This window comes from Bradyrhizobium sp. MV1.5 (genome assembly GCF_055807615.1).
The window spans coordinates 26,253-45,101 of sequence record NZ_JBVVPL010000020.1; the positions used below are offsets into that span (position 1 = coordinate 26,253).

Annotated in this window: 19 protein-coding genes; 9 read left to right on the forward strand and 10 right to left on the reverse strand. The window is 64.1% G+C overall.

Annotated elements, in window-relative coordinates; all coding sequences use genetic code 11:
- Window positions 1-110: 110 nt before the first annotated feature.
- Window positions 111-350 (reverse strand): hypothetical protein, encoded by a 240-nt coding sequence (locus AC0L2J_RS19660; protein ID WP_007611067.1) that lies wholly within the window; start codon window positions 348-350, stop codon window positions 111-113.
- A 337-nt stretch (window positions 351-687) separates the two neighbouring features.
- Between AC0L2J_RS19660 and AC0L2J_RS19665 the strand changes: the two genes are divergently transcribed.
- From AC0L2J_RS19665 to AC0L2J_RS19675, 3 genes are all read left to right on the forward strand, one after another.
- Complete coding sequence (locus AC0L2J_RS19665) at window positions 688-1,596, forward strand: dihydrodipicolinate synthase family protein (RefSeq protein ID WP_473247984.1); 909 nt, start codon at window positions 688-690, stop codon at window positions 1,594-1,596.
- Between the two features lie 145 nt (window positions 1,597-1,741).
- Window positions 1,742-2,713 (forward strand): SDR family NAD(P)-dependent oxidoreductase, encoded by a 972-nt coding sequence (locus tag AC0L2J_RS19670; protein ID WP_473247983.1) that lies wholly within the window; start codon window positions 1,742-1,744, stop codon window positions 2,711-2,713.
- Window positions 2,714-2,984: 271 nt separating this feature from the next.
- Complete coding sequence (locus AC0L2J_RS19675; protein WP_473247982.1) at window positions 2,985-4,097, forward strand: alpha/beta hydrolase family protein; 1,113 nt, start codon at window positions 2,985-2,987, stop codon at window positions 4,095-4,097.
- 10 nt (window positions 4,098-4,107) lie between these two features.
- Here AC0L2J_RS19675 and AC0L2J_RS19680 read toward each other — a convergent pair whose 3' ends face one another.
- Complete coding sequence (locus tag AC0L2J_RS19680; protein WP_007611061.1) at window positions 4,108-4,614, reverse strand: MarR family winged helix-turn-helix transcriptional regulator; 507 nt, start codon at window positions 4,612-4,614, stop codon at window positions 4,108-4,110.
- A 399-nt stretch (window positions 4,615-5,013) separates the two neighbouring features.
- Between AC0L2J_RS19680 and AC0L2J_RS19685 the strand changes: the two genes are divergently transcribed.
- On the forward strand, window positions 5,014-6,492 hold the full coding sequence (locus AC0L2J_RS19685) for a porin (RefSeq protein WP_007611060.1): 1,479 nt from the start codon (window positions 5,014-5,016) through the stop codon (window positions 6,490-6,492).
- Between the two features lie 292 nt (window positions 6,493-6,784).
- On the opposite strand, the gene AC0L2J_RS19690 is transcribed toward AC0L2J_RS19685, so the two are convergent.
- From AC0L2J_RS19690 to AC0L2J_RS19700, 3 genes are all read right to left on the reverse strand, one after another.
- Window positions 6,785-7,264 (reverse strand): GcrA family cell cycle regulator, encoded by a 480-nt coding sequence (locus AC0L2J_RS19690; protein WP_035974168.1) that lies wholly within the window; start codon window positions 7,262-7,264, stop codon window positions 6,785-6,787.
- 73 nt (window positions 7,265-7,337) lie between these two features.
- Window positions 7,338-7,535 (reverse strand): hypothetical protein, encoded by a 198-nt coding sequence (locus AC0L2J_RS19695; protein ID WP_007603456.1) that lies wholly within the window; start codon window positions 7,533-7,535, stop codon window positions 7,338-7,340.
- A 196-nt stretch (window positions 7,536-7,731) separates the two neighbouring features.
- Window positions 7,732-8,673 carry an acetamidase/formamidase family protein gene (locus AC0L2J_RS19700; RefSeq protein WP_473393292.1) on the reverse strand — a complete coding sequence of 314 codons (942 nt, stop codon included), beginning with the start codon at window positions 8,671-8,673 and terminating at the stop codon, window positions 7,732-7,734.
- A gap of 185 nt (window positions 8,674-8,858) precedes the next feature.
- Between AC0L2J_RS19700 and AC0L2J_RS19705 the strand changes: the two genes are divergently transcribed.
- From AC0L2J_RS19705 to AC0L2J_RS19715, 3 genes are read left to right on the forward strand one after another with little or no spacing between them, the layout of a single operon-like run.
- Window positions 8,859-9,626 (forward strand): YdcF family protein, encoded by a 768-nt coding sequence (locus tag AC0L2J_RS19705; protein WP_473393296.1) that lies wholly within the window; start codon window positions 8,859-8,861, stop codon window positions 9,624-9,626.
- 56 nt (window positions 9,627-9,682) lie between these two features.
- Window positions 9,683-10,465 carry a DUF169 domain-containing protein gene (locus AC0L2J_RS19710; protein WP_007611054.1) on the forward strand — a complete coding sequence of 261 codons (783 nt, stop codon included), beginning with the start codon at window positions 9,683-9,685 and terminating at the stop codon, window positions 10,463-10,465.
- A gap of 14 nt (window positions 10,466-10,479) precedes the next feature.
- The gene (locus tag AC0L2J_RS19715; RefSeq protein WP_473393302.1) at window positions 10,480-11,658 is read left to right on the forward strand and encodes a saccharopine dehydrogenase family protein; all 1,179 of its coding nucleotides are present in this window, start codon (window positions 10,480-10,482) and stop codon (window positions 11,656-11,658) included.
- Here AC0L2J_RS19715 and AC0L2J_RS19720 read toward each other — a convergent pair.
- Window positions 11,609-12,115 carry a hypothetical protein gene (locus AC0L2J_RS19720; protein WP_007611052.1) on the reverse strand — a complete coding sequence of 169 codons (507 nt, stop codon included), beginning with the start codon at window positions 12,113-12,115 and terminating at the stop codon, window positions 11,609-11,611. The two genes, AC0L2J_RS19715 and AC0L2J_RS19720, sit on opposite strands and share 50 nt — an antisense overlap.
- A gap of 117 nt (window positions 12,116-12,232) precedes the next feature.
- Between AC0L2J_RS19720 and AC0L2J_RS19725 the strand changes: the two genes are divergently transcribed.
- Window positions 12,233-12,706, forward strand: coding sequence for a MarR family winged helix-turn-helix transcriptional regulator (locus tag AC0L2J_RS19725; protein WP_007611050.1), 474 nt, complete (start codon window positions 12,233-12,235; stop codon window positions 12,704-12,706).
- 93 nt (window positions 12,707-12,799) lie between these two features.
- Here AC0L2J_RS19725 and AC0L2J_RS19730 read toward each other — a convergent pair whose 3' ends face one another.
- Window positions 12,800-13,996, reverse strand: a complete 1,197-nt coding sequence (locus tag AC0L2J_RS19730) for an FAD-dependent monooxygenase (protein WP_473393310.1) — start codon at window positions 13,994-13,996, stop codon at window positions 12,800-12,802.
- Window positions 13,997-14,142: 146 nt separating this feature from the next.
- On the opposite strand from AC0L2J_RS19730, the gene AC0L2J_RS19735 reads away from it, so the two are divergent.
- Entirely contained in the window at window positions 14,143-14,619 is a 477-nt protein-coding gene (locus AC0L2J_RS19735) for a MarR family winged helix-turn-helix transcriptional regulator (RefSeq protein WP_473393457.1), read from the forward strand.
- Here the strand turns inward: AC0L2J_RS19735 and AC0L2J_RS19740 are convergent.
- From AC0L2J_RS19740 to AC0L2J_RS19750, 3 genes are all read right to left on the reverse strand, one after another.
- Window positions 14,588-15,844: an O-antigen ligase family protein gene (locus AC0L2J_RS19740; RefSeq protein ID WP_473393314.1), complete on the reverse strand. Its 1,257-nt coding sequence runs from the start codon at window positions 15,842-15,844 to the stop codon at window positions 14,588-14,590. The two genes, AC0L2J_RS19735 and AC0L2J_RS19740, sit on opposite strands and share 32 nt — an antisense overlap.
- A gap of 171 nt (window positions 15,845-16,015) precedes the next feature.
- A complete protein-coding gene (locus tag AC0L2J_RS19745) occupies window positions 16,016-17,566 on the reverse strand; it encodes an undecaprenyl-phosphate glucose phosphotransferase (protein WP_063996112.1) in 1,551 nt (516 codons plus the stop codon).
- Window positions 17,567-17,686: 120 nt separating this feature from the next.
- Entirely contained in the window at window positions 17,687-18,820 is a 1,134-nt protein-coding gene (locus tag AC0L2J_RS19750; protein ID WP_473393318.1) for a glycosyltransferase family 4 protein, read from the reverse strand.
- Window positions 18,821-18,849 lie beyond the last annotated feature (29 nt).

Consider the following 18,849-nt stretch of genomic DNA (forward strand, 5'->3'; position numbering starts at 1 on the left):
AATGGGGTCTGGCGCTTGCACTGCCCGCGCGGAAAGGCCAGTCGGCCTCCGGGGCGTTTCCTCGTTTTAGTCTTGGTCCGTCGTCTTGGTATCAGTAGTTTTGCGGGGCCTTAGGCGTGGCCCTTGATCTCGTAGTGACCCGGGACGCATTTGTAGCGATCGAGCCGCCAGTTGGCGTGGTAGATCGGATGTTCGCCCATCCATTTCGCCAGGGGGGCCTGTGCGCCGATCGCACACTGCATCATCGACATTTCGGGCGTCATGTTGCTGTCGGTCACGATTTCCTCGATGCAACTGCCTGAGCTGGCTGCACTCAGCCGGCAGAGCACGGCAACGACGGTCACGAACATTCCAGTCACCTCATCGGTAGTTTCTGACCACGAAGAGGATGCAAGCGGAGTGCCAGAGCCTGTGACACAAACAACACGCTGGCCTGGCCGACTCGACCCAGCGTCCGGAGTCCATTGAAGATTCGGATTGTAAAATTGCCCTTAAACCGAAGCCGGGCAAATACGGGAACCGGCAGGGGTGAGTAAGGGGTGAGTCGCAGGGATGATCGTTTGTGGGGGCAGCGCCGCGCCGGGGGCGCTTCACAGGCCGCTTGCAGCCGGTAGGCTCGGAAGGACCGTGGGCACCCGCCAAACGAGCGGGACCGCCACAAGGGATATGGAAACGCGAGGGCAGACCATGAAGGCACGACCGACCGGCGTGATCCCGCCGATGACGACGCCGTTCCGCAAGGATGGCGAGATCGACTACACGCTCGTGGCGCCCCAGGTCGACTGGATGATCGGGGCCGGCGCGCACGGCGTCGCGGCCGGCGGCTCGACCGGCGAGGGGCACACGCTGGATCACGAGGAATATCGCGACCTGATGGAAGCGACGGTCGCGGCGGTGAAGGGGCGCATTCCCGTGATCGCCGGCATCATCGTCGATTCCACGCGCGATGCGATCCGCCGCGGCAAGCTGGTGCGCGACATGAATGTCGCCGCGCTCCAGGTCACGCCGGTGCATTATCTGTTCAAGCCGGACGACGAGGCGATGGTGGCGCATTTCCGCGCCATGGCTGATGAGACCGGCATGCCCATCATCATCTACAACGTGGTACCGTGGTCGTATCTTTCGCCGGCGCTGCTGACTCGGATCATGACCGAGGTGCCGCTGGTGGTCGGCGTCAAGCAGAGCGCGGGGGACCTGAAGCTGTTCGCGGACCTCATGATGATGGCGCCGGACAAGCTGATCTACAGCGCGGTCGATGCGCTGATGTATCCGTCCTACACATTGGGGGCTCATGGCTCGATCGCCGCGATCCTGACCGCGGCGCCGCATGCCTCGGTCGCGCTGTGGAATGCGGTGAAGGCGGGTGACCATCCGCGCGCGCTCGACCTGCACAAGAAGCTGCTGACGCTGTGGAACGCCGTCATCGCCGACAATCTGCCGGCCTGCACGCGCTATGCGCAGACGCTGCAGGGCCTGCCCAGGACTTATCCGCGCGCACCGATGCCGGAGGCATCGCCCGTGCAGCAGGCGGCGATCCGCAAGGCGTTGGATGGGCTCGGCGCGTTGAACGGGCGGCGCGTCGAGGCGGCCGAATAGTCCACGCCCCGAAATTCCTGATGAGCATGGCAGCGCCGATCCGCTTTTACCTGCGGATGCGGCGCTGCTACATTTTGCGCGCGCTCAGATGCGCGCGGCGCGAGCTGTGAAGAAACATACCGACAAGGGAGGGGCCGAAAGTCCCATGAAGGATTTTGCAGGAAAGATCGCCGTCATCACCGGCGGCGGCACGGGAATGGGACGTGAGCTCGCGCGGCAGCTCGTCGCCGAGGGCTGCAATGTCGCGATGTGCGACGTCTCGGAAGGCGCGATGGCCGAGACCAGGCGGCTGTGCGAGGTCGAGAAGCTGCCGCAGGGCCTGCGCGTCACGACCCATGTCGCCGACGTCTCGATCGAGGATCATCTGAAGCGATTCCGCGACGAGCTCGCCGAGCAGCAGAAGACCGACCGGATCCATCTTCTGTTCAACAACGCCGGCATCGGCGGCGGCGGCAGCCTGTTCACCAATACGCGCGAGCAGTGGGAGCGCACCTTCAACATCTGCTGGGGTGGCGTCTATCTCGGCGTCCGCACCTTCCTGCCGATGCTGGTCGCAGCCGACGAGGCCCACATCGTCAACACCGCGAGCGTCAACGGCTTCTGGGCCTCGATCGGCATGAACCAGTCCCACACCGCCTACAGCTCGGCGAAGTTCGCCGTGAAGGGATTTACCGAAGCGCTGATCAACGACCTCCGCCTGCACGCGCCGCACGTCAAATGCTCGGTGGTGATGCCCGGCCATATCGGCACCTCGATCGTCTCCAATTCGCGCAAGGTGCAGAGCGCCGACGGTTCGGAGCGGCTCAATGCCGACGAGGTCGCGCTGACCCGCAAGCGCATGGTGGCGGCCGGCGTGCCGGATGCCGACAAGATGTCGGACGAGGACATCCAGGCGGCGTTCACCGAGCGCGCCCGCAGCTTCCTCGAGGACGCGCCGACGACGGCGGCGCAGGCCGCCAGGATCATCCTCGACGGGGTCAAGGCGGAGCAATGGCGCATTCTCGTGGGCGAGGACGCAAAGCGCCTCGACGAGCGCGTGCGCGCCACGCCGGAGCAGGCCTACGACCGCGCCTTCTACGAAAGTTTCACGCAGGAGGTCGGCTGGCGGCTCGGCTGAGGCGGCCGCCGAGCGCGCGCCGATATAGGTATGATGCTCATCATGGCAAGAGGTGCGCAGGCAATTTCGCGTGCCACCTCTTGCCAGTTCGCGGTCGGCGTTTCCCGCCAGAGTTGGCCACTCATGACGAATTGGAGTGTCACGCATGCGACACATTCGTTCAAGCGATGGTGATGTCGAACGGCTCTCATTCGGCGCACGGCTGCTTGGTCAGGGAACCAAAATAGTTTAGTCAGTCATGTGTAAGGTGATGACCAGAGCGTAGCTCCCGATGATACCCGCATGCCTCTCCGACGACTGGACCCTTTGCCCGGAGCGAGAGGACATCTCCGCTGAGTTCACGCGGCTCCTGACCGCGGCCCAGGAGGGCGGCGCCACGATCGCGGAATGCCTGATGATCGCGCGGCAGCTGAAGCGGGGCGACGACCAGTCCTGGCATCGCGAGTGGAAGAACCTGGCGCAGGCCAATCGGCTTCGTGCCGAGGCCGCGTTCGCGGAAGGTCACAGGGCGACCGCGCAGCGCAACTGGCTCCGCGCCATGAATTACTACAGCGCGGCGGCGATGCCGCTCGATCAGGCGGACGAGCGCCGCTGGGTCGCAGTCCTCGCGATGCAGGATTGCGCCCGCCGCTTCCTCGCCGCGCGCGATCCGGCCGGCGAAATCATGACGATACCCTGGCTCGACGGCCATTCATTGCAGGGCTATTTCCTGCCCGCGCCGTCGGGACGCGTGCGAGCGCCGACCGTGATCTGCATCGGCGAGCCCGGCCACCGCAAGGAAGAGTTTCTGTTCAAGCTTGCGCCGCATGCGCGCGAGCGTGGCTTCTCGCTGCTGGCGCTGGACCTGTTCGGCGACCAGCGCGACGATTATCTCGACGCGCTGTTGCGGCGCCGGGACCTCGAGAGTGCGATTCCGTGCGTCATGGACTATCTGGAGACGTGCAGCGAGGTCGATTTCGAGCGCGTCGCGATCGTCGCCGATGGCTGGGGGTCGTCCTTCGTGGCGCGCGCGGTGTTGCAGGAGCCGCGGCTCGCCGCCGCCGTCTGTGATGGCGGCCTGTGGGACCTGCACGAGCGAGCCTTCTTTGCCAGCCGATTCGCGATGAGCGACGTCTCCATCGTTCCGGTGCCGCATGCTCCGCTGATGGCCTCCAGCGCCGACTGTCCGGTGCTGATCACGCTCGGTGAGGACGGCTGGCTCAAGGCCGATCGGGCGCGTCAGATCGTGCAGACGTCCCGGCTCGGCAGTTCGGATGTCATGTTGAAGGTATTCACCGCGGCCGAAACCGGCGCGGCGCAGGGCCATGCGGACAATCCGAGCCTTGCCAATGAATACATCTTCGATTGGCTCGAATCCCGGCTTGGCGCCGCGCGGCGCACCTGAGGACGTCGCCTCAGAAGTCGAGGGTCAGGCGGACGCAGGCCTTTTCGAGACGGGTCTTCAGCATCGCGAGCTTGGTGGTGAATTCCGTCAGCTCTTTCTCGTCGAACTCCTGGAAGACGAATTCCTTGATCGTCTTGTACTGCTCGTTGAGGCTCGCCAGGTGCTTCTGCGTCTTCTCGGTCAGGGACAGCCGCACCACCCGTGCGTCGGTCGGCGAGGGACGACGGCGCAACAGGCCCTTCTTCTCGAGCAGCTTGGACTGGGTGGTGACGAACGACGGGTCGACGTGGAGCAGTTTCGAGACGACGTTCACCGGAATGCCGTCGTCCTTGTCGAGGTCGGAGATCGCCATCAGGATCAGCCATTGCGGGCCGCTGATGCCGAGCGTTCTCGCCCAGAACTGACGCAGCTCCTCCAGATACATGTTGATCGACGATATCTCCCAGGTGAAGCGCCTGATGATATCCAGATTGCCGATGGTGCGGAGGCGCGCCCCTTCTTTCCTCGTCGCTGACACAGCGTCACTCCCGTGATCTGATTTGTATGCGGCCGGTGTCGTGCAAGCCATAGTCCACGCAAGCCTGCTCTGACGCAAGTGCAGAGCAGGGTAATTTTGTCACTAAAACTACAAAGATGATCAGCTCACGGAATCGCTTTGCCGGGGTGTTGCGCACGGGGCACAGGTTTAGTGAAACCACAAAGCTTATCAAATAAGGTATTTTGATTAGTGAACGGCGCAGGCATATTGCGTCGTGACGGTGGGGGGTACTCGATCGTCCCGTTGCAGCTGGTTCGCCCACGTCCCTCGCATCGAAAGCGGGTGTGTGCGCAAAGCGGCCGAGCGGATTTGAAAGACGGGGATCTGGGGGGCCTGACGGTCCGGTCTTCGTAACATGAGCAACTTGGAGGTTTTAATATGAAAGTGGTGAAGAGCCTTTTGCTCGGCACTGCGGCGGGTCTGATCGCCGTCAGTGGAGCCCAGGCGGCCGATCTTCCGGTCAAGGCCAAGGCGGTCGAGTACGTCAAGATCTGCTCCCTGTATGGAGCTGGATTCTACTACATGCCGGGCACCGATACCTGCATCAAGCTGGGCGGCTATCTGCGCGCTGACGCGATCCTCGGCGGTGCAGGCGACTATAACTTCCAGCAAGGCGCGAACGCGGGCTCGAACAACCGTCTGACCAACTACTATACCGGCCGCGCTCGTTTCGACTTCAACGTCGACACCCGCACAGCGACCGAGTATGGCGTGGTGCGAACCTACGCCGACGCGGTCTTCACCTACGATTCCGCGACGGTCACCGGCAGCAATCCCTCGACGTTCGCGACTGGCGGCGCCGCCTCGCTCGGCCTCTACCATGCGTTCATCCAGTTCGCTGGCTTCACGTTCGGCCGCACGGTCTCGATCTTCGACGCCCCGTGGCAGAGCTATCCGGCTGGCGGTCCCGACACCATTCCGGGCGGCAGCAACCATACCAACGGTGTGAACCAGGTTGCCTACACGGCCGACTTCGGCCAGGGCATCACCGCTTCGGTCGCGTTGCAGGATGAGACGTCCGCGAACAACGGTCAGTCGAACCTCTGGAACGTGTCCTCGGGTACGGCCGCTCAGTTCGTGACGGGCGTCTACGGTGCCAACTCCTGGGGTGGCACGCGTTCTCCTGACATCATCGGTCAGGTCCGCGTCGACCAGGCCTGGGGTCTGGCCCAGCTCTCGGTTGCCGCGCATGATCTCCATGCCGGCTACTACGGCGCCACGGAAGTTACCGGTCATCCCTCCGACAAGTGGGGTTGGGCTGTGCAGGGCGCTTTGTCGATCAAGAACATCCCGACCGGCGCGGGCGACAACATCAACCTGCAGGCCGTCTACACCGACGGTGCGACCCGTTACAACTTCCAGAGCCTGTTTCCGCAGAGCTTCTTCATGTTCAGCGGTAGCGACACCGCGTATCAGAGCACCGGTTTCGCCGGTCTTTCCGACGGCGTCTTCGGTGCCGGTACCGGCATCGATACCGTCAAGACCTGGGGCTTGCGTGGTGGCTATACCCACAACTGGAGCCCGAACTGGGCGAGCGCCGTCTACGGTGGCTATGCCCAGCTGAAGTACGGCACTGCCGGCAAGGGCCTGATCTGCGGCAACTTCGCTGCAATCGCGCTCGCGGGTGCGACCTGTAATCCGGACTTCAACTTCGCGGTCGTCGGTGTCAACACCGTGTGGACTCCGGTCAAGAACCTGGCGTTCACTGCCGACCTGAGCTGGTCGCGTCTGGACCAGAAGTACTCCGGCTCCATTGCAAGCCCGGGCATTGCCACCGCTGCGAAGCCGGCGGCCGTGTACGAGCTGAAGGACCAGAACTCGGTCAGCATGCTGCTGCGCGCCCAGCGCAACTTCTAACGTCGGTCTCGCGGATCGATCAGAGAACCCCGGCGGGAAACCGCCGGGGCTTTTTTACAAGAGGGGCGTTCGGAAAATCCGGCAGCCCGTGCGGGCAGCGAAGACGAGCCATGCGATTCGATCTGGCTCAAACTTATTTACTTACCTGAGTTACTAAGCTATATAACTCCCAGCCGATGACGAAAGTTGCGGCTCTGACTTGATGCTAAACCTCCAGAAACCTCCGGCAATGCCCTGCCGGAGGTTTTTCGTTTTGGGACATGGCTCTAGGACATGGCTCCAGGCTATCACTCTAGCCGCGCATGACGCGCGCGCGCGAGTTCGGCCGGTAGGCGAGGCGGCTGTGGCCGGCGCAATAGGACTGGCCGTCGGGTGCGGAGTTGCCGCAGAAGCAGAAATCGTCCGCGCCAGGCGTCGAGATCGGCCAGCGGCAGCGGTTCTCGGCAAGCTCCAGCAGCGAGCAGCGATTGGCGTCGTCGATCGGACCGGCGACCATCGGCGCACCGGTCTCGCCATAGATCGTGGCGAGCATTTCGTATTGCAGCCGCGGCACCGTCCGCGACGTGCGCGAAGGCGCGGAGCCCCTGTCCTGAACCTTGCGGTCGTCGATGGTCCGGCCGCGCGTCAGATTGAGGCGGGACAGCTTGCCGATCACGGCATTGCGGCTGACGCCGATGTCGGCGGCGATCTCGCGGCAGGAGAGGCCGGCCTCGAAGTGCTGCCTCAGCAGTTCGATGCGTTCGTCGGTCCAGGTGGGTGAGAGAACAGGCATGTGTAACGGTCCCAGGTTGCAGATGTCGGCCATCCGCCTCTCGAGATCCGTCCGCCTCACGTTCGGCGCGCGCTCACGTCCTGCCATTGTCGCGAATCGACAAAAGTCCGTCCTTGATGGCGAGACGGATACCTTCCTCGATCAAGGTACGTGCGACGCCGGGAACGCTGGTGCCGTGGGTGCCCTGTCTCACCAGCTTCTCCAGATAGGTGATGGTCGAGAGCGCCAAGGTTACGGGAATGCGGTCAGTCTCGGCTTTTTCGGTGGCCATGCCTAAACGCTAGCCTCATACGCAGGTACATAAAAGTTACGATTAAGACTCTATTTAGGTTTGGAGGCAGAAGTCAAATGCATGCTGCGGCGCTTGTTCAGCCCGTTGGAATCGCGAGGGAAATTAGGCATGACCGGACAAGCCGCGCGGCAGGCAGGCGGCGTGGCTTCGACCGGTCAGGCTTGGGCAGGTCGCCTCAGCCGTGCACGATCGCCTTTTCGATCATGCAATGGATGCCCTTGGAGCCGTTCACGGTCTGGGTCACCCGCAGATCGGCCGCCAGGCTGCACAGCGTATAGGCGTCCTCGCGCGACAAATTGCGCCTCTCGCCGAGCAGCACGATCATGTCGCGCAGCGCCCGCACCACGCACTGGTCGAGATCGGGGTCCATCGCCATGGTCATGTAGTGCGTCGCCGTCTCGCCGCGGGGATAGTCGAGCCTGAGGTCCTTGCGCAGCGTCAGGCGAAAGCGGCCCTGGAGCGCGGTCTCGATCGCGGTGACGCAGACCTCGCCGTCGCCCTGCACGCCATGGCCGTCGCCGCAGGAGAACAGCGCGCCCGGGACGAACACCGGCAGGTACAGCGTCGCACCCGCGCCAAGCTCCTTGTTGTCGAGATTGCCGCCCATGGCGCGCGGGACCAGCGAGGAGATGCGGCCCCAGGCGGGGGGCGGCGAAACGCCCATCACGCCGAAGAACGGCTTGAGCGGCAGGTCGAGCCCCCACGGCATGCGGGCGACCATCCGCGACCGGTCGAGCGGGATGTTCAGGATGCGCGTCTCGTGGAAATCGTCGGGCAGGGTGCCGGACAGCGGCTTGATCATGTTCCAGCCCCAATCCTGCCGGAGCTGGACGTCCAAGATCTCGACCGCGAGCACGTCGCCGGGCTCGGCCCCCTCGACCGCGATCGGGCCGGTGAGGATATGGCCCGGCAGCATGCGCTCGTTCCTGGCGTGAACCTCGTGCATCTCGGGCGGGATGTGAAACTTGCTGGGGTCGGGCAGCATGTCCGGACCGCCGCTGATGGTGTCGATCGTGACCTCGTTACCGCTCGCGATCGTGAGGACGGGCTTGAGCGCAGCCTCGAAGAAGCCCCAATGACAGGTCTCGGGGCTGGAATGCAGGTGGTGATGGGTCATTGGCCGCCTCTGGTCGGTTGTTTCTGAGCTTCCCATGAGCGACGGCCGGGCTTGACCAGGCAATCGATCCTCTTCCAAGAAGCTTTCTGAAGATCGACGGGCGGGTCAAGCCCGCGCGCACCAGGCACGATCATTCCAGCGAGGCTCCCCTGCTTTTTGTCCTGTCCAAGACCCTCGGCGCCGCGGTGCTGCCGATCAACTTGATGATCGAGCTCGGGATCGTCTCGGTTGTCCTGATGGCGACGCGCTTTGCCGCATTCGGCCGCAAGCTCGCCGCGGCCACGCTGATCATGCTGGCACTCGCCGCGTTCTCGCCGCTCGGCAATCTTTTGCTCTATCCGCTGGAGTCGCGTTTTCCGCCGTGGGATCCGTCGCGCGGTGCGCCCGATGGCATCATCGTGCTCGGCGGCTCGATCGACACCGATCTGTCGGCGGCGCACCGCACGCCGATCGTCGCGCACGCGGCCGATCGCCTGTTTGCGCCGGCCGAGCTCGCGCGCCGCTATCCGAACACGCGCATTGTTTTCACCGGGGGCACCGCGAACCTGGTTTCGACGGACTCCCGGGAGGCCGACTACTCCGCGCCGATCCTGGAGAATCTGGGCATCGCGAAGCAGCGCCTGATCCTCGAGCGCGACTCTCGCAACACCTACGAGAATGCCATCTTCACAAAGCAATTGGTGGCGCCCAAACCGGGCGAACGCTGGCTTCTGGTCACCTCGGCCTTTCACATGCCGCGTTCGATGGGGATCTTTCGCAAGGCGGGATTTGAGGTCGAAGCCTATCCGGTGGACTGGCGAATGGGTGGGCGTGACGATCTCTTCTCGTTCACCAATGCCGGCGCGGACGGGCTCGGCCGAACCGAGGTCGCCATGCGCGAATGGATCGGGCTGGTCGCCTACCGCCTGATGGGCCGGACTGGCGAGTTGCTCCCGGGACCGGCCAAGGACTAGAACCGTTCAAGAAGCAATAACAGCGCCGGCGCGCGACTGCCGGCCGGGAGGACGCCATGCAACAGCAGAGTGCAGACAGCATCGATCTTGCCGGGCTCGTCGCCGATCTCAACAGCCTGCTGCGGCTGAAGACCACGGTGATCGGCATGAAGCTGTTCGCGCGCACCGCGGACATGGAGGCAATCCCGAAAATCCGGCGGCCGAACGCGGTCCACACCACCGACCAGATCGTCAGCATGGCGGCGCGTCTGGGCTGGACCGTCGGCATCACCGCCGACGATCTCGTTGGCGCGCAATGCCGCGCGGTGATCGGCCTTGCACCGCAGGACGAGAAATGGCTCGCCGGCGAAAACTATGTCGGGGTCTGGCACGGCACGGCAGAGGACGCACGCAAGCGCCAGGAGGCGCTGGACGTGGTTCCGTTCGGGCAATATCAGGCGCTCGCGGTCAGTCCGCTGTCGAGCGGCCGGCTCGATCCGCCGGACATCTGTCTCGTCTACGCGACGCCGGGGCAGATGATCATCCTGATCAACGGGCTGCAATACACCGGCTACAAGAAGTTCGAATGGGGCGTGGTCGGCGAGACCGCTTGCGCTGATTCCTGGGGCAGGGCACTCAAGAGCGGCGAGCCCAGCCTGTCCTTGCCATGCTATGCCGAACGGCGCTATGGCGGCGTGCCGGACGAGGAGATGCTGATGGCCCTGAAGCCGGAACATCTCGCCAAGGCGGTTCTGGGCATGAAGGCGCTGGCGAAGAACGGCCTGCGCTATCCGATACCGCCCTATGGGATTCAAAGCGACGTCCGTGCCGGCATGGGCGTGAGCTACGCGAAGAAGTAAAGCAAAGGCCGACCATGAGCTCTGCGAAATTCGACATCGTCGTCTATGGCGCGACCGGTTTTACCGGCCAGCTCGTCGCCGAATACCTGACCCAGCATTACAAGAGCGACCATTCGCTCAAATGGGCGATGGCAGGCCGCAGCCTCGGCAAGCTGAAATCGGTGCGCGACGCGATCGGCGCGCCCGGGAATACGGAGCTTATTGTCGCGGATGCGTCGGATGCGGCCTCGCTGAAGGCGATGGCGGAACGGACGATGTCGGTGATCACGACCGTCGGGCCGTACCAGCTCTACGGCGAGGAACTGCTCGCGGCCTGCGTGGCCACGGGCACGGACTATTTCGATCTCTGCGGCGAGCCGATCTGGATGCGCCAGATGATCGACAAGTACGAGGCGGCCGCAAAAGAGAGCGGCGCGCGGATCGTGTTTTCGTGCGGCTATGATTCCGTGCCGTTCGAACTCGGTACGTTCTTCGTCCAGGAAGAGGCCAAAAATGTCTTCGGCGCGCCGGCCCCGCGCGTGAAGGGCCGCGTGCGCGACATGCGCGGCACGCTCTCGGGCGGCACCGCCGCGAGCGCGAAGGCGACCTTCGATGCCGTGGCGAAGGATCTCAGCCTTGTCGCCATTCTCAACGATCATTTTGCGCTGACGCCCGGCTTCAGCGGCCCGAAGCAGCCGAAAGGCAACAGGGCCGCCTTCGAGGAGGACCTGCAATCCTGGACGGCGCCGTTCATGATGGCGCTGATCAACACGCGCAACGTTCACCGCTCCAACATGCTGATGGGATTTCCCTACGGCCAGGACTTCGTCTACGACGAGATGGTCCTGACCGGTCCCGGCGAGAAGGGGGAGGCCAACGCCAAGCTTGTGATGGCTGCCAATGCGGGCAAGACCGGCCCCGACGCACCGAAGCCGGGCGAGGGGCCGTCGAAGGAAGAGCGCGAAAACGGTCTGTTCGATCTGCTCTATATCGCGATCGCACCTGATGGCCGCATGGTTCGCGCCGGCGTCACCGGCGACCGCGATCCCGGCTACGGCTCGACCTCGAAGATGATCTCCGAATGCGCCATCTGCATGCTGCGTGACACGACCGACGTCGCAGCCGGCTTCTGGACGCCGGGCGCGGCGATGCGGCACAAGCTGATCAAGCGGCTGGTCGAGAACGCGGGGCTGACGTTCGCTGTGGAGGAGTAGCTGTCACCTTCGCCTCTCCCGGGCGGCGAAACCGACCTTTCATCCTCAAGCCGTCTCGCGTGTTGAGCACGAGCAAGGTGATGTTCACAGCTCCTGCGGCAAGCTCGACAGCCTGCACTGCATAGAAGACTGCATCGAGCTCGGCGGCGCTCGCCTTGTGTGCGAGGAACAGTGCGGCCGGGACCAGGACCAGGATGCCATTGCCGGCGATCAGTGGCATTCGCTTGATCTTCGCGCCGACCAGCCCGGCTCGCCGACCCCGTGCCAGTGTAAAGCCCGTGCCGCCCGCCGCCGCCAGCGCCGGGACCAGCAAAAGAAAGCCCCACGGTATGGCCGTCTTGACGGCGGTGATGACGGCTTGGGATGCGAAAAGCTCGCTGAGCGCGGTCGACAGCCAAAACGTCGAGATGGTCAGAAGCGCGATGGCGCCAGCAATGGGATGAATCACCTTGATCATAATTGGGTTTCCTTGACCGAGAACGGCTAGCTTGTTCAATATGACATGATGATGTCGATATTGATGATGCAAAGAACCATATTGACATGATGGTGTCAATAAATTCATGGTGACAATATGCGCGTTACGAAGCGATCTCCGGCCGGTGATGCCTTGACTGACCTCATTCTCGATCTGTTCAGGGTCAACAACCTGACCGTGACGTGGGGCGACCGGCTGGTCGCTCCGCTCGGTCTGACCAGCGCCCGCTGGCAAATTCTGGGGGCGATCGTAGCCGCGGACCGCGCCCAGCCGGTCGCCTGGCTCGCCCGCGACCTTGGAGCGAACCGCCAGAACGTTCAGCGCATCGTCAATGACCTGGCGCAGGAGGGGCTCGTTACGTTTGAGCCCAATCCACATCACCGTCGCGCCCACCTTGTGGTGCTGACGGACAAGGGACGGAAGACTTACGATGCTGCCATCCGCCTGTATGACCCCAGGATCAACTCTCTCGTGCAAGGTCTGCCGATGGAAGACCTCAGGGCCGCCGGTCGCCTCATGAAGGTGCTGCGCAAGAGGCTTGAAGACCAAGAGAGTGCTACAGAGGCTTGATCAATCGTCGTGCCGACATCGACTATGTGGTGACGCTCTGCGTCCTTCTGGCGCCGCCCGTGCCGAGGCCGAGTACGATTCGACCTGATGCGCTTACACCGCCCGCGCATCGTACGCGTACATGAAATCCATGCCCTTTGCGCCGAGCGGCAGCAGCCATTTCATCATCTGATTGCGGATCCACGCGCCGGTGGCGCTGAACTCGCGCTTGCTGTTGCCGTTGCGGCGCGCCATGGCGACGATCTTTTCCGCGCGCGGGCGCCGTTCGGCCTCGAAGGCCTGGAAGGTGGCGCCGAGTTCCTGGCCTTGCTGCATCAACCGGGCGAGGCGCATCGCATCCTCCAGCGCGAGCGAGGCGCCCTGGCCGGCATGGGGGCTGGTCGCATGGGCGGCATCGCCGATCAGCAGCGAGCGCTTGCGCGACCAGGTCGGCAGGGTGTCGACGTCGAGCGTGTCGGTGACCACGATGTTCTCGGCTGCCTCGATGATGCCAGGGATCGGATCGTGCCAGCCGCGGTGGAAGCCGCGCAGATGCTGCTTCAGCGTCGCGTGGTCGAGCGCGCGAAACATCGCCGCGTCCATGCCGTGCGCCGGCTGCGTGCTCCACCACATCACGCCGTCGTCCGGATCTGGGCTGCAATAGCCGTAGCCGAAGAAGCCGCTCTGCCCGAACGTGGTCTCGACGTTCCGGCCGATGGGCCGGCCGTCGAGGACGGCGTGCGGCACGAAGCCGCCGAAGCCGATCAATCCGGTGTCGAACGGCTGCGGCCCGTCCGGCACCACCTGGCGGCGCGCGACCGAGTGTACGCCGTCGGCGCCGATCAGGAAGTCGCCTTCGGCCGTGGTGCCGTCGGCGAAGTAGGCGATGATCGGCTGGTCGCCGCGATCCTCGATCTTGATCAGGCGCTTCTCGAAATAAAGCGAAACGCATGCGCACCAGGCCTTGTCGATCAGCATCTCGTTCAGCGTGGCGCGGCAGACATTGACCGCGGGCTGGCCGAAGCGCCGCGCCATGTCGCGGTTGATCGAGCCGAGCCTCTCTCCGGCTTGCGAATAGAAGTCGAACGATTCCGCGATCGAGCCGCGGCTGATCAGCTCGTTCGAAAGGCCGATCTCGTCCATGACCTGCATGCCGTTCGGTGCGATCTGAAGGCCGCCGCCGATGCCCTTCGAATAGGGCCAGGCCTCGTAGATCGCGGACTCGATGCCGGCGCGGCGCAGCAGGATCGCCGCCACGGGGCCGGCGATGCCGGCGCCGATGATCAGGACCTTGCGGGGACGATAGGACATCGCTTGCTCCCGACGTTTCCGTGGTGCTAGGAGAATTATGGTCGCTAAATATCTTAGTGACCAAGATATATATCGACTAAGAGATGAGGTCGGCCTTGTCAAGGACGAAGGCGCGCGCTGCGCTGCTGCAGGAGCTCGAGGAGGCGATGCGCAGGTCGTCAGCGCAGGGCGTGCTCTATGGCCAGACCGTTGCGAACGTTGCCGGAATTGCCAATTCCGACCTCGAATGCATGGACATCCTGTATCTCGAAGGCCGTGTCACCGCCGGCCGGCTCGCCGAAGTGACGGGGCTCACGACCGGCGCCATCACCGGGGTGGTCGACCGACTCGAAAAGGCCGGCCTGGTGCGTCGTGAGCGCGACGATGCCGATCGTCGCAAGGTTTTCATTGCCGTCGTGCCGGAGGCGATAGAGAGGCTCGGCCAGTTCTACGTGCCGATGCAGCAGGCGATGGAGAAGGTTTTTGGCGCCTATTCCGACCAGGAATTGCGCCTGCTGCTGCGTTTCGCCAATGAGGGCTACAAGGGCGTGCTCGCGGCGACCGCGGCGCTGAAGGGCCTGCTCGACACGCCGCCGGAGAAACGCCCCGATCTCAAGCTGAAGAAGCTTCGTCGCCAGCCCTAGACTTGTAGATCTGCGCGGCCGCGATCATGCCCCACATCGCGCCCAGCATCATCCAGAAATGCCGCCAGTGGTCGGTGTCGATCACAAAACTTTCGCCGACGGTGCCGACGAAGGCGGAGAACACCGCGAGATAAGCGCGCTGCCAGGGCACAGGTACGAAGATGTGCCTGACCCCCATGATGACGGTCGTGAAGACCAGCGCGGGATAGCAGATGCCGGACAGCCAGCCGCCGGACATGAAGGCGTTGAGATAGGAGTTGTGGGTGTCCTCGGGAAAGAAGCGGTGGAATTGCAGAGGGCCGATGCCGAACGGCAGGTCGAGTGCCATCTCCGCTCCCAGGATGTGCCGGCCGAACCGGCCGAACCTGCCTTCGTCATAGCTCTGGTCGAAGCTCGCGCGCTGCTTGAACATCTCGGCGGTGGAATCGAACGACATCAACACTGCGATCAGCGCGAGGCCCAGCACCGCGGCCAGGATCGCCATGACGATGATGCGCGAGCGCTGCGCGTTGGTCCGGCTGGTCAGCACCATCAGCGCCAGCATGAAGGCGGATGTCAGCACCAGCCCGCCCCAGGCGGCGCGGGAGAACGCGAGCAGGATCGCCAGCGACATGATGCCGAAGGCGATGACGTTGCGGAACGCCTTGCCGGCCTTGTCGGAGACGACGCTCTGCAGCGAGAACAGCGCCGGGAGGATCAGGAAGGCGCCGAGCACGTTCGGGTCCTTGAAGGTGCCGCGCGCGCGTCCGTACAGTGTAAGGAGGTCGTCGCCGCCGGGAATCAGGTGGAAGTAGCCGACAACCGCCGACAGCGAGGCGACCATCGCGCCGACAACGAGCCCGCGGCGGAGCATGTCGAGCCGGGCCGCGGTGTCCTCCGACGTGACCATGGCGAAGAACACGACTGTCACCGCCATGTACCAGGAGGTCGCAATCCAGCTCACGACGTCGGACTGCTCGAACAGCGGGATCGCACTGATGGTGTAGCCGATGTTGAGCAGGACCAGCATCAGCACCAGTGGCATCAAAGCGAGCCGCAGACGCAGGCCGGTGGCGAAGAAGGTGACGGTGGCCAGCAGCGTCACGATCTCGTAGGGGCTCGGCTCGATGAAGACGATCGCGCCAGAGGCGCCGACCAGCCATACCAGCGCGCGCTGGAGCGCCAGCACGCCGGGCGCAGCGCGAACCGCTGCATTCATCTCCCCGGCTGTTGCCGCATACGCCATCACACGCTCATTCGTTTACGCAACTGCTACGCCCACAAATACCTCTGTCATCGCCCGGCTTGACCGGGCGATCCAGTATTCCGCGGCAGCGCGGCTGAATCTCAGCGCCGCGGCGTACTGGATGCCCCGCCCCAGTGCGCAACTGCGCACAAGGCGGGGCATGACCACAACTCAATACGCATTCTCGTTCTTGGTCAGCAGCGAGATCGGCGTCTTCAGCAGAATGACGAGATCGAACAGCACCGACCAGTTCTCGATATAATAGAGGTCGAACTCGACGCGTTTCTGGATCTTCTCTTCATTGTCGATCTCGCCGCGCCAGCCGTTGATCTGGGCCCAGCCGGTGATGCCGGGCTTGACCCGGTGGCGGGCGAAATAGCCGTCGACGGCTTCGTCGAACAGCCGGCTCTGCAGCTTGCCCTGCACCGCATGCGGTCGGGGGCCGACCAAAGAGAGATCGCCGGAGAAGACCACGTTGAAGAGCTGCGGCAGCTCGTCGAGGCTGGTCTTGCGGATGAAGCGGCCGACGCGGGTGACGCGCGAGTCGTTCTTGGTCACGACCTTCGAGGCCGTCGGATCGGCTTGATGATGGTACATCGAGCGGAACTTGTAGACGTCGATGCGCTCGTTGTTGAAGCCGAAGCGCTTTTGGCGGAACAGCACGGGGCCGGGGCTGTCGAGCTTCACGGCCAGCGCCACCAATCCCATCACCGGCAAGGCCACGAGCAGCGCGAGGGTGCCGACAACGCGGTCGAACAGCCATTTCATCACCAGGTCCCAGTCGGTGATCGGCGCCTCGAACACGTCCAGCGTCGGCACCTCGCCGATATAGGAATAGGAGCGGGGGCGGAAGCGCAGCTTGTTGGTATGTGCGGAGAGGCGGATGTCCACTGGCAGCACCCAGAGTTTCTTCAGCATCTCCAGGATGCGCGTCTCGGCGGAGATCGGCAGAGCGAACAGCACGAGATCGACGCGGGTGCGGCGGGCGAACTCGACGATGTCGTCGACCTTGCCGAGCTTGCGCGCGCCGGCACAGGTGTCGAGCGCGCGGCTGTCGTTGCGGTCGTCGAATACGCCGAGCACGTGGATGTCGGAATCCTCCTGCTCCTTCAGCGCCTCGACCAATTGTTCGCCGTTGCGGTCGGAGCCGACGATGATGGTGCGGCGGTCGAGCCGGCCCTCGCGCCCCCAGGCGCGCACCAGCGAGCGCAGCACCAGACGCTCGCAGAGGAGCGCGGCGAGCCCGAGGACGTAAAAGGCGGCAAGCCACAGCCGCGATATTTCGCTGCCGAACTTGGCGAAGAAGGAGATGCCGATGAACAGCAGGAAGACGAACGACCAGGACGAGATCATCCGCGTCATCTGCCGGAGCTGACCGCGGAACAGCTGCACCTGATAGATGTCGGCGGCCTGGAAGCAGACCACGGCGGACACCGCGACGGCGATGATCTGCGCGGGATAGATCCAGCTGAAAGAGCCAGCGTGCGGCATCACGTAGCCGAGATAGAGTACGATGCCGACGAGGCTCAGCAGTGCGAAATCGGCGAGGCGTACGAAGCCGGTGATCACGATCGGTGAATAGGCGCGGGCGACCTTCTGGTTGACGACGTCGAGCGCGGCGGGCGAGAGCCGCTGGCGGCGCTCCACAAAGGGCCGGTCAGCCGGCTTCGCCGCGGCGCTGGTCGCGGCATCGAGCATCGAGCGTGCGTTGAGCGGTTCCACGGGCGTCCACGTCCATTCCAAAAATCCGCGGGCCGCGTCCTTGCTGCCCGGGCGAGCATCCCATGGCCCTCGGATTATCGGACAAATCGGAAGATTCTCTAAAGCGGGTCTTAAGAATGGTTAGTGATTGGTAAATGCGTCGCGATAGCCCGCGAGCACGCCCTCGACCATCGCCTGCTGGGAGAAATGCGCGGAGATGCGCTCGCGAAGGGACGAGGCGCGCTGCGCTGTTGCCAGCGGATTGTCGAGCGCAGCGGCAATCGCCTCGGCCATGGCTTCCGCGTTGCTCGGCGCGAACAGCGCCGGGTTCTCCGCGCCGAAAATCTCGGGAATGCCGCCGATCTTGGACGCAATCATCGGAATGCCGGCGGCGCCGGCCTCGATCACGACATAGGGCATGGAATCGCCACGCGAGGGAACGACCAGCAGCCGCCCCTTGGAGAAGCCGTAGCGTGCCTTGACGTGACCGATGAAGCGGATGGCGCCGGAGAGGCCGAGCCTCTCGACTTGCGCTTTCAGCGCCGCGGTCTCCTCGCCGTCGCCGCCGAGCGTCAGCGTGACCTTCTTGCCGCCCTCGTGCAGGCGCGCCACCGCTTCGACCAGCAGATCGGCGCCCTTGATGTGCCTGAACTCACCGACATAAGCGAGGTCGGTGGCGTCGTCGGCCATGACGACAGGTTCGAATTCCTCCGGCGTCACGCCGTTGAAGACGCAATGCACCACGCCCTTCGGCTTGCCGACGATGCGCTGATAGGTGTCGCGGGCAAACGCGCTTTCGAACAGGAACAGGTCGGTCGCGTCCATCAGCGCACGCTCGAGCCGCGCGTAAAACTCGCCCTTGAGGGTGTTGAGGGGATAGTGCAGCGAGCCGCCATGCGGGGTGTAGATGCGGATGGTGTCGTCGGATCGCCGCCGCATGCGGATGAAGGCGCCGGCCTTGGCGCCGTGGCCATGCATGACGTCGGGCTTGAGCGTGGCGATCAGGCGCCGCAAGCGGAACCAGACCAGAACATCGTCAGGCGACGGTTCGCGGCGGATCGCCATCCGGTGCACGCCAAGCTTCAGCCGCGGTGCGAGCTCGGCAAGGGCCTTGTCGGCGCGCTCACCGCCGGTGAGACTGTCGGCGAGGATGCCGACATGATGGCCACGATCGACCTGGCCGTTGGCGACGTCGAGGATGTGGCGGAAAATGCCGCCGACCGGAGCGCGCACGGCGTGTAGGATACGAAGCGGCTGGTCGGGAGAGGGGGGCATGATCAAAACCAGCGCTCGACGGCGAATGC

Excerpts from the sequence above, each read along its gene's own strand:
- AC0L2J_RS19750 (WP_473393318.1), bottom strand. The coding sequence starts at position 18,820 with ATGCCCCCCTCTCCCGACCAGCCGCTTCGTATCCTACACGCCGTGCGC.
- AC0L2J_RS19720 (WP_007611052.1), bottom strand. The coding sequence starts at position 12,115 with ATGATCAAGGTGATTCATCCCATTGCTGGCGCCATCGCGCTTCTGACC.
- AC0L2J_RS19725 (WP_007611050.1), top strand. The coding sequence starts at position 12,233 with ATGCGCGTTACGAAGCGATCTCCGGCCGGTGATGCCTTGACTGACCTC.
- AC0L2J_RS19730 (WP_473393310.1), bottom strand. The coding sequence starts at position 13,996 with ATGTCCTATCGTCCCCGCAAGGTCCTGATCATCGGCGCCGGCATCGCC.
- AC0L2J_RS19665 (WP_473247984.1), top strand. The coding sequence starts at position 688 with ATGAAGGCACGACCGACCGGCGTGATCCCGCCGATGACGACGCCGTTC.
- AC0L2J_RS19690 (WP_035974168.1), bottom strand. The coding sequence starts at position 7,264 with ATGCCTGTTCTCTCACCCACCTGGACCGACGAACGCATCGAACTGCTG.
- AC0L2J_RS19675 (WP_473247982.1), top strand. The coding sequence starts at position 2,985 with ATGATACCCGCATGCCTCTCCGACGACTGGACCCTTTGCCCGGAGCGA.
- AC0L2J_RS19715 (WP_473393302.1), top strand. The coding sequence starts at position 10,480 with ATGAGCTCTGCGAAATTCGACATCGTCGTCTATGGCGCGACCGGTTTT.
- AC0L2J_RS19740 (WP_473393314.1), bottom strand. The coding sequence starts at position 15,844 with ATGGCGTATGCGGCAACAGCCGGGGAGATGAATGCAGCGGTTCGCGCT.
- AC0L2J_RS19670 (WP_473247983.1), top strand. The coding sequence starts at position 1,742 with ATGAAGGATTTTGCAGGAAAGATCGCCGTCATCACCGGCGGCGGCACG.
- AC0L2J_RS19710 (WP_007611054.1), top strand. The coding sequence starts at position 9,683 with ATGCAACAGCAGAGTGCAGACAGCATCGATCTTGCCGGGCTCGTCGCC.
- AC0L2J_RS19660 (WP_007611067.1), bottom strand. The coding sequence starts at position 350 with ATGTTCGTGACCGTCGTTGCCGTGCTCTGCCGGCTGAGTGCAGCCAGC.
- AC0L2J_RS19685 (WP_007611060.1), top strand. The coding sequence starts at position 5,014 with ATGAAAGTGGTGAAGAGCCTTTTGCTCGGCACTGCGGCGGGTCTGATC.
- AC0L2J_RS19735 (WP_473393457.1), top strand. The coding sequence starts at position 14,143 with ATGCGCAGGTCGTCAGCGCAGGGCGTGCTCTATGGCCAGACCGTTGCG.
- AC0L2J_RS19700 (WP_473393292.1), bottom strand. The coding sequence starts at position 8,673 with ATGACCCATCACCACCTGCATTCCAGCCCCGAGACCTGTCATTGGGGC.
- AC0L2J_RS19695 (WP_007603456.1), bottom strand. The coding sequence starts at position 7,535 with ATGGCCACCGAAAAAGCCGAGACTGACCGCATTCCCGTAACCTTGGCG.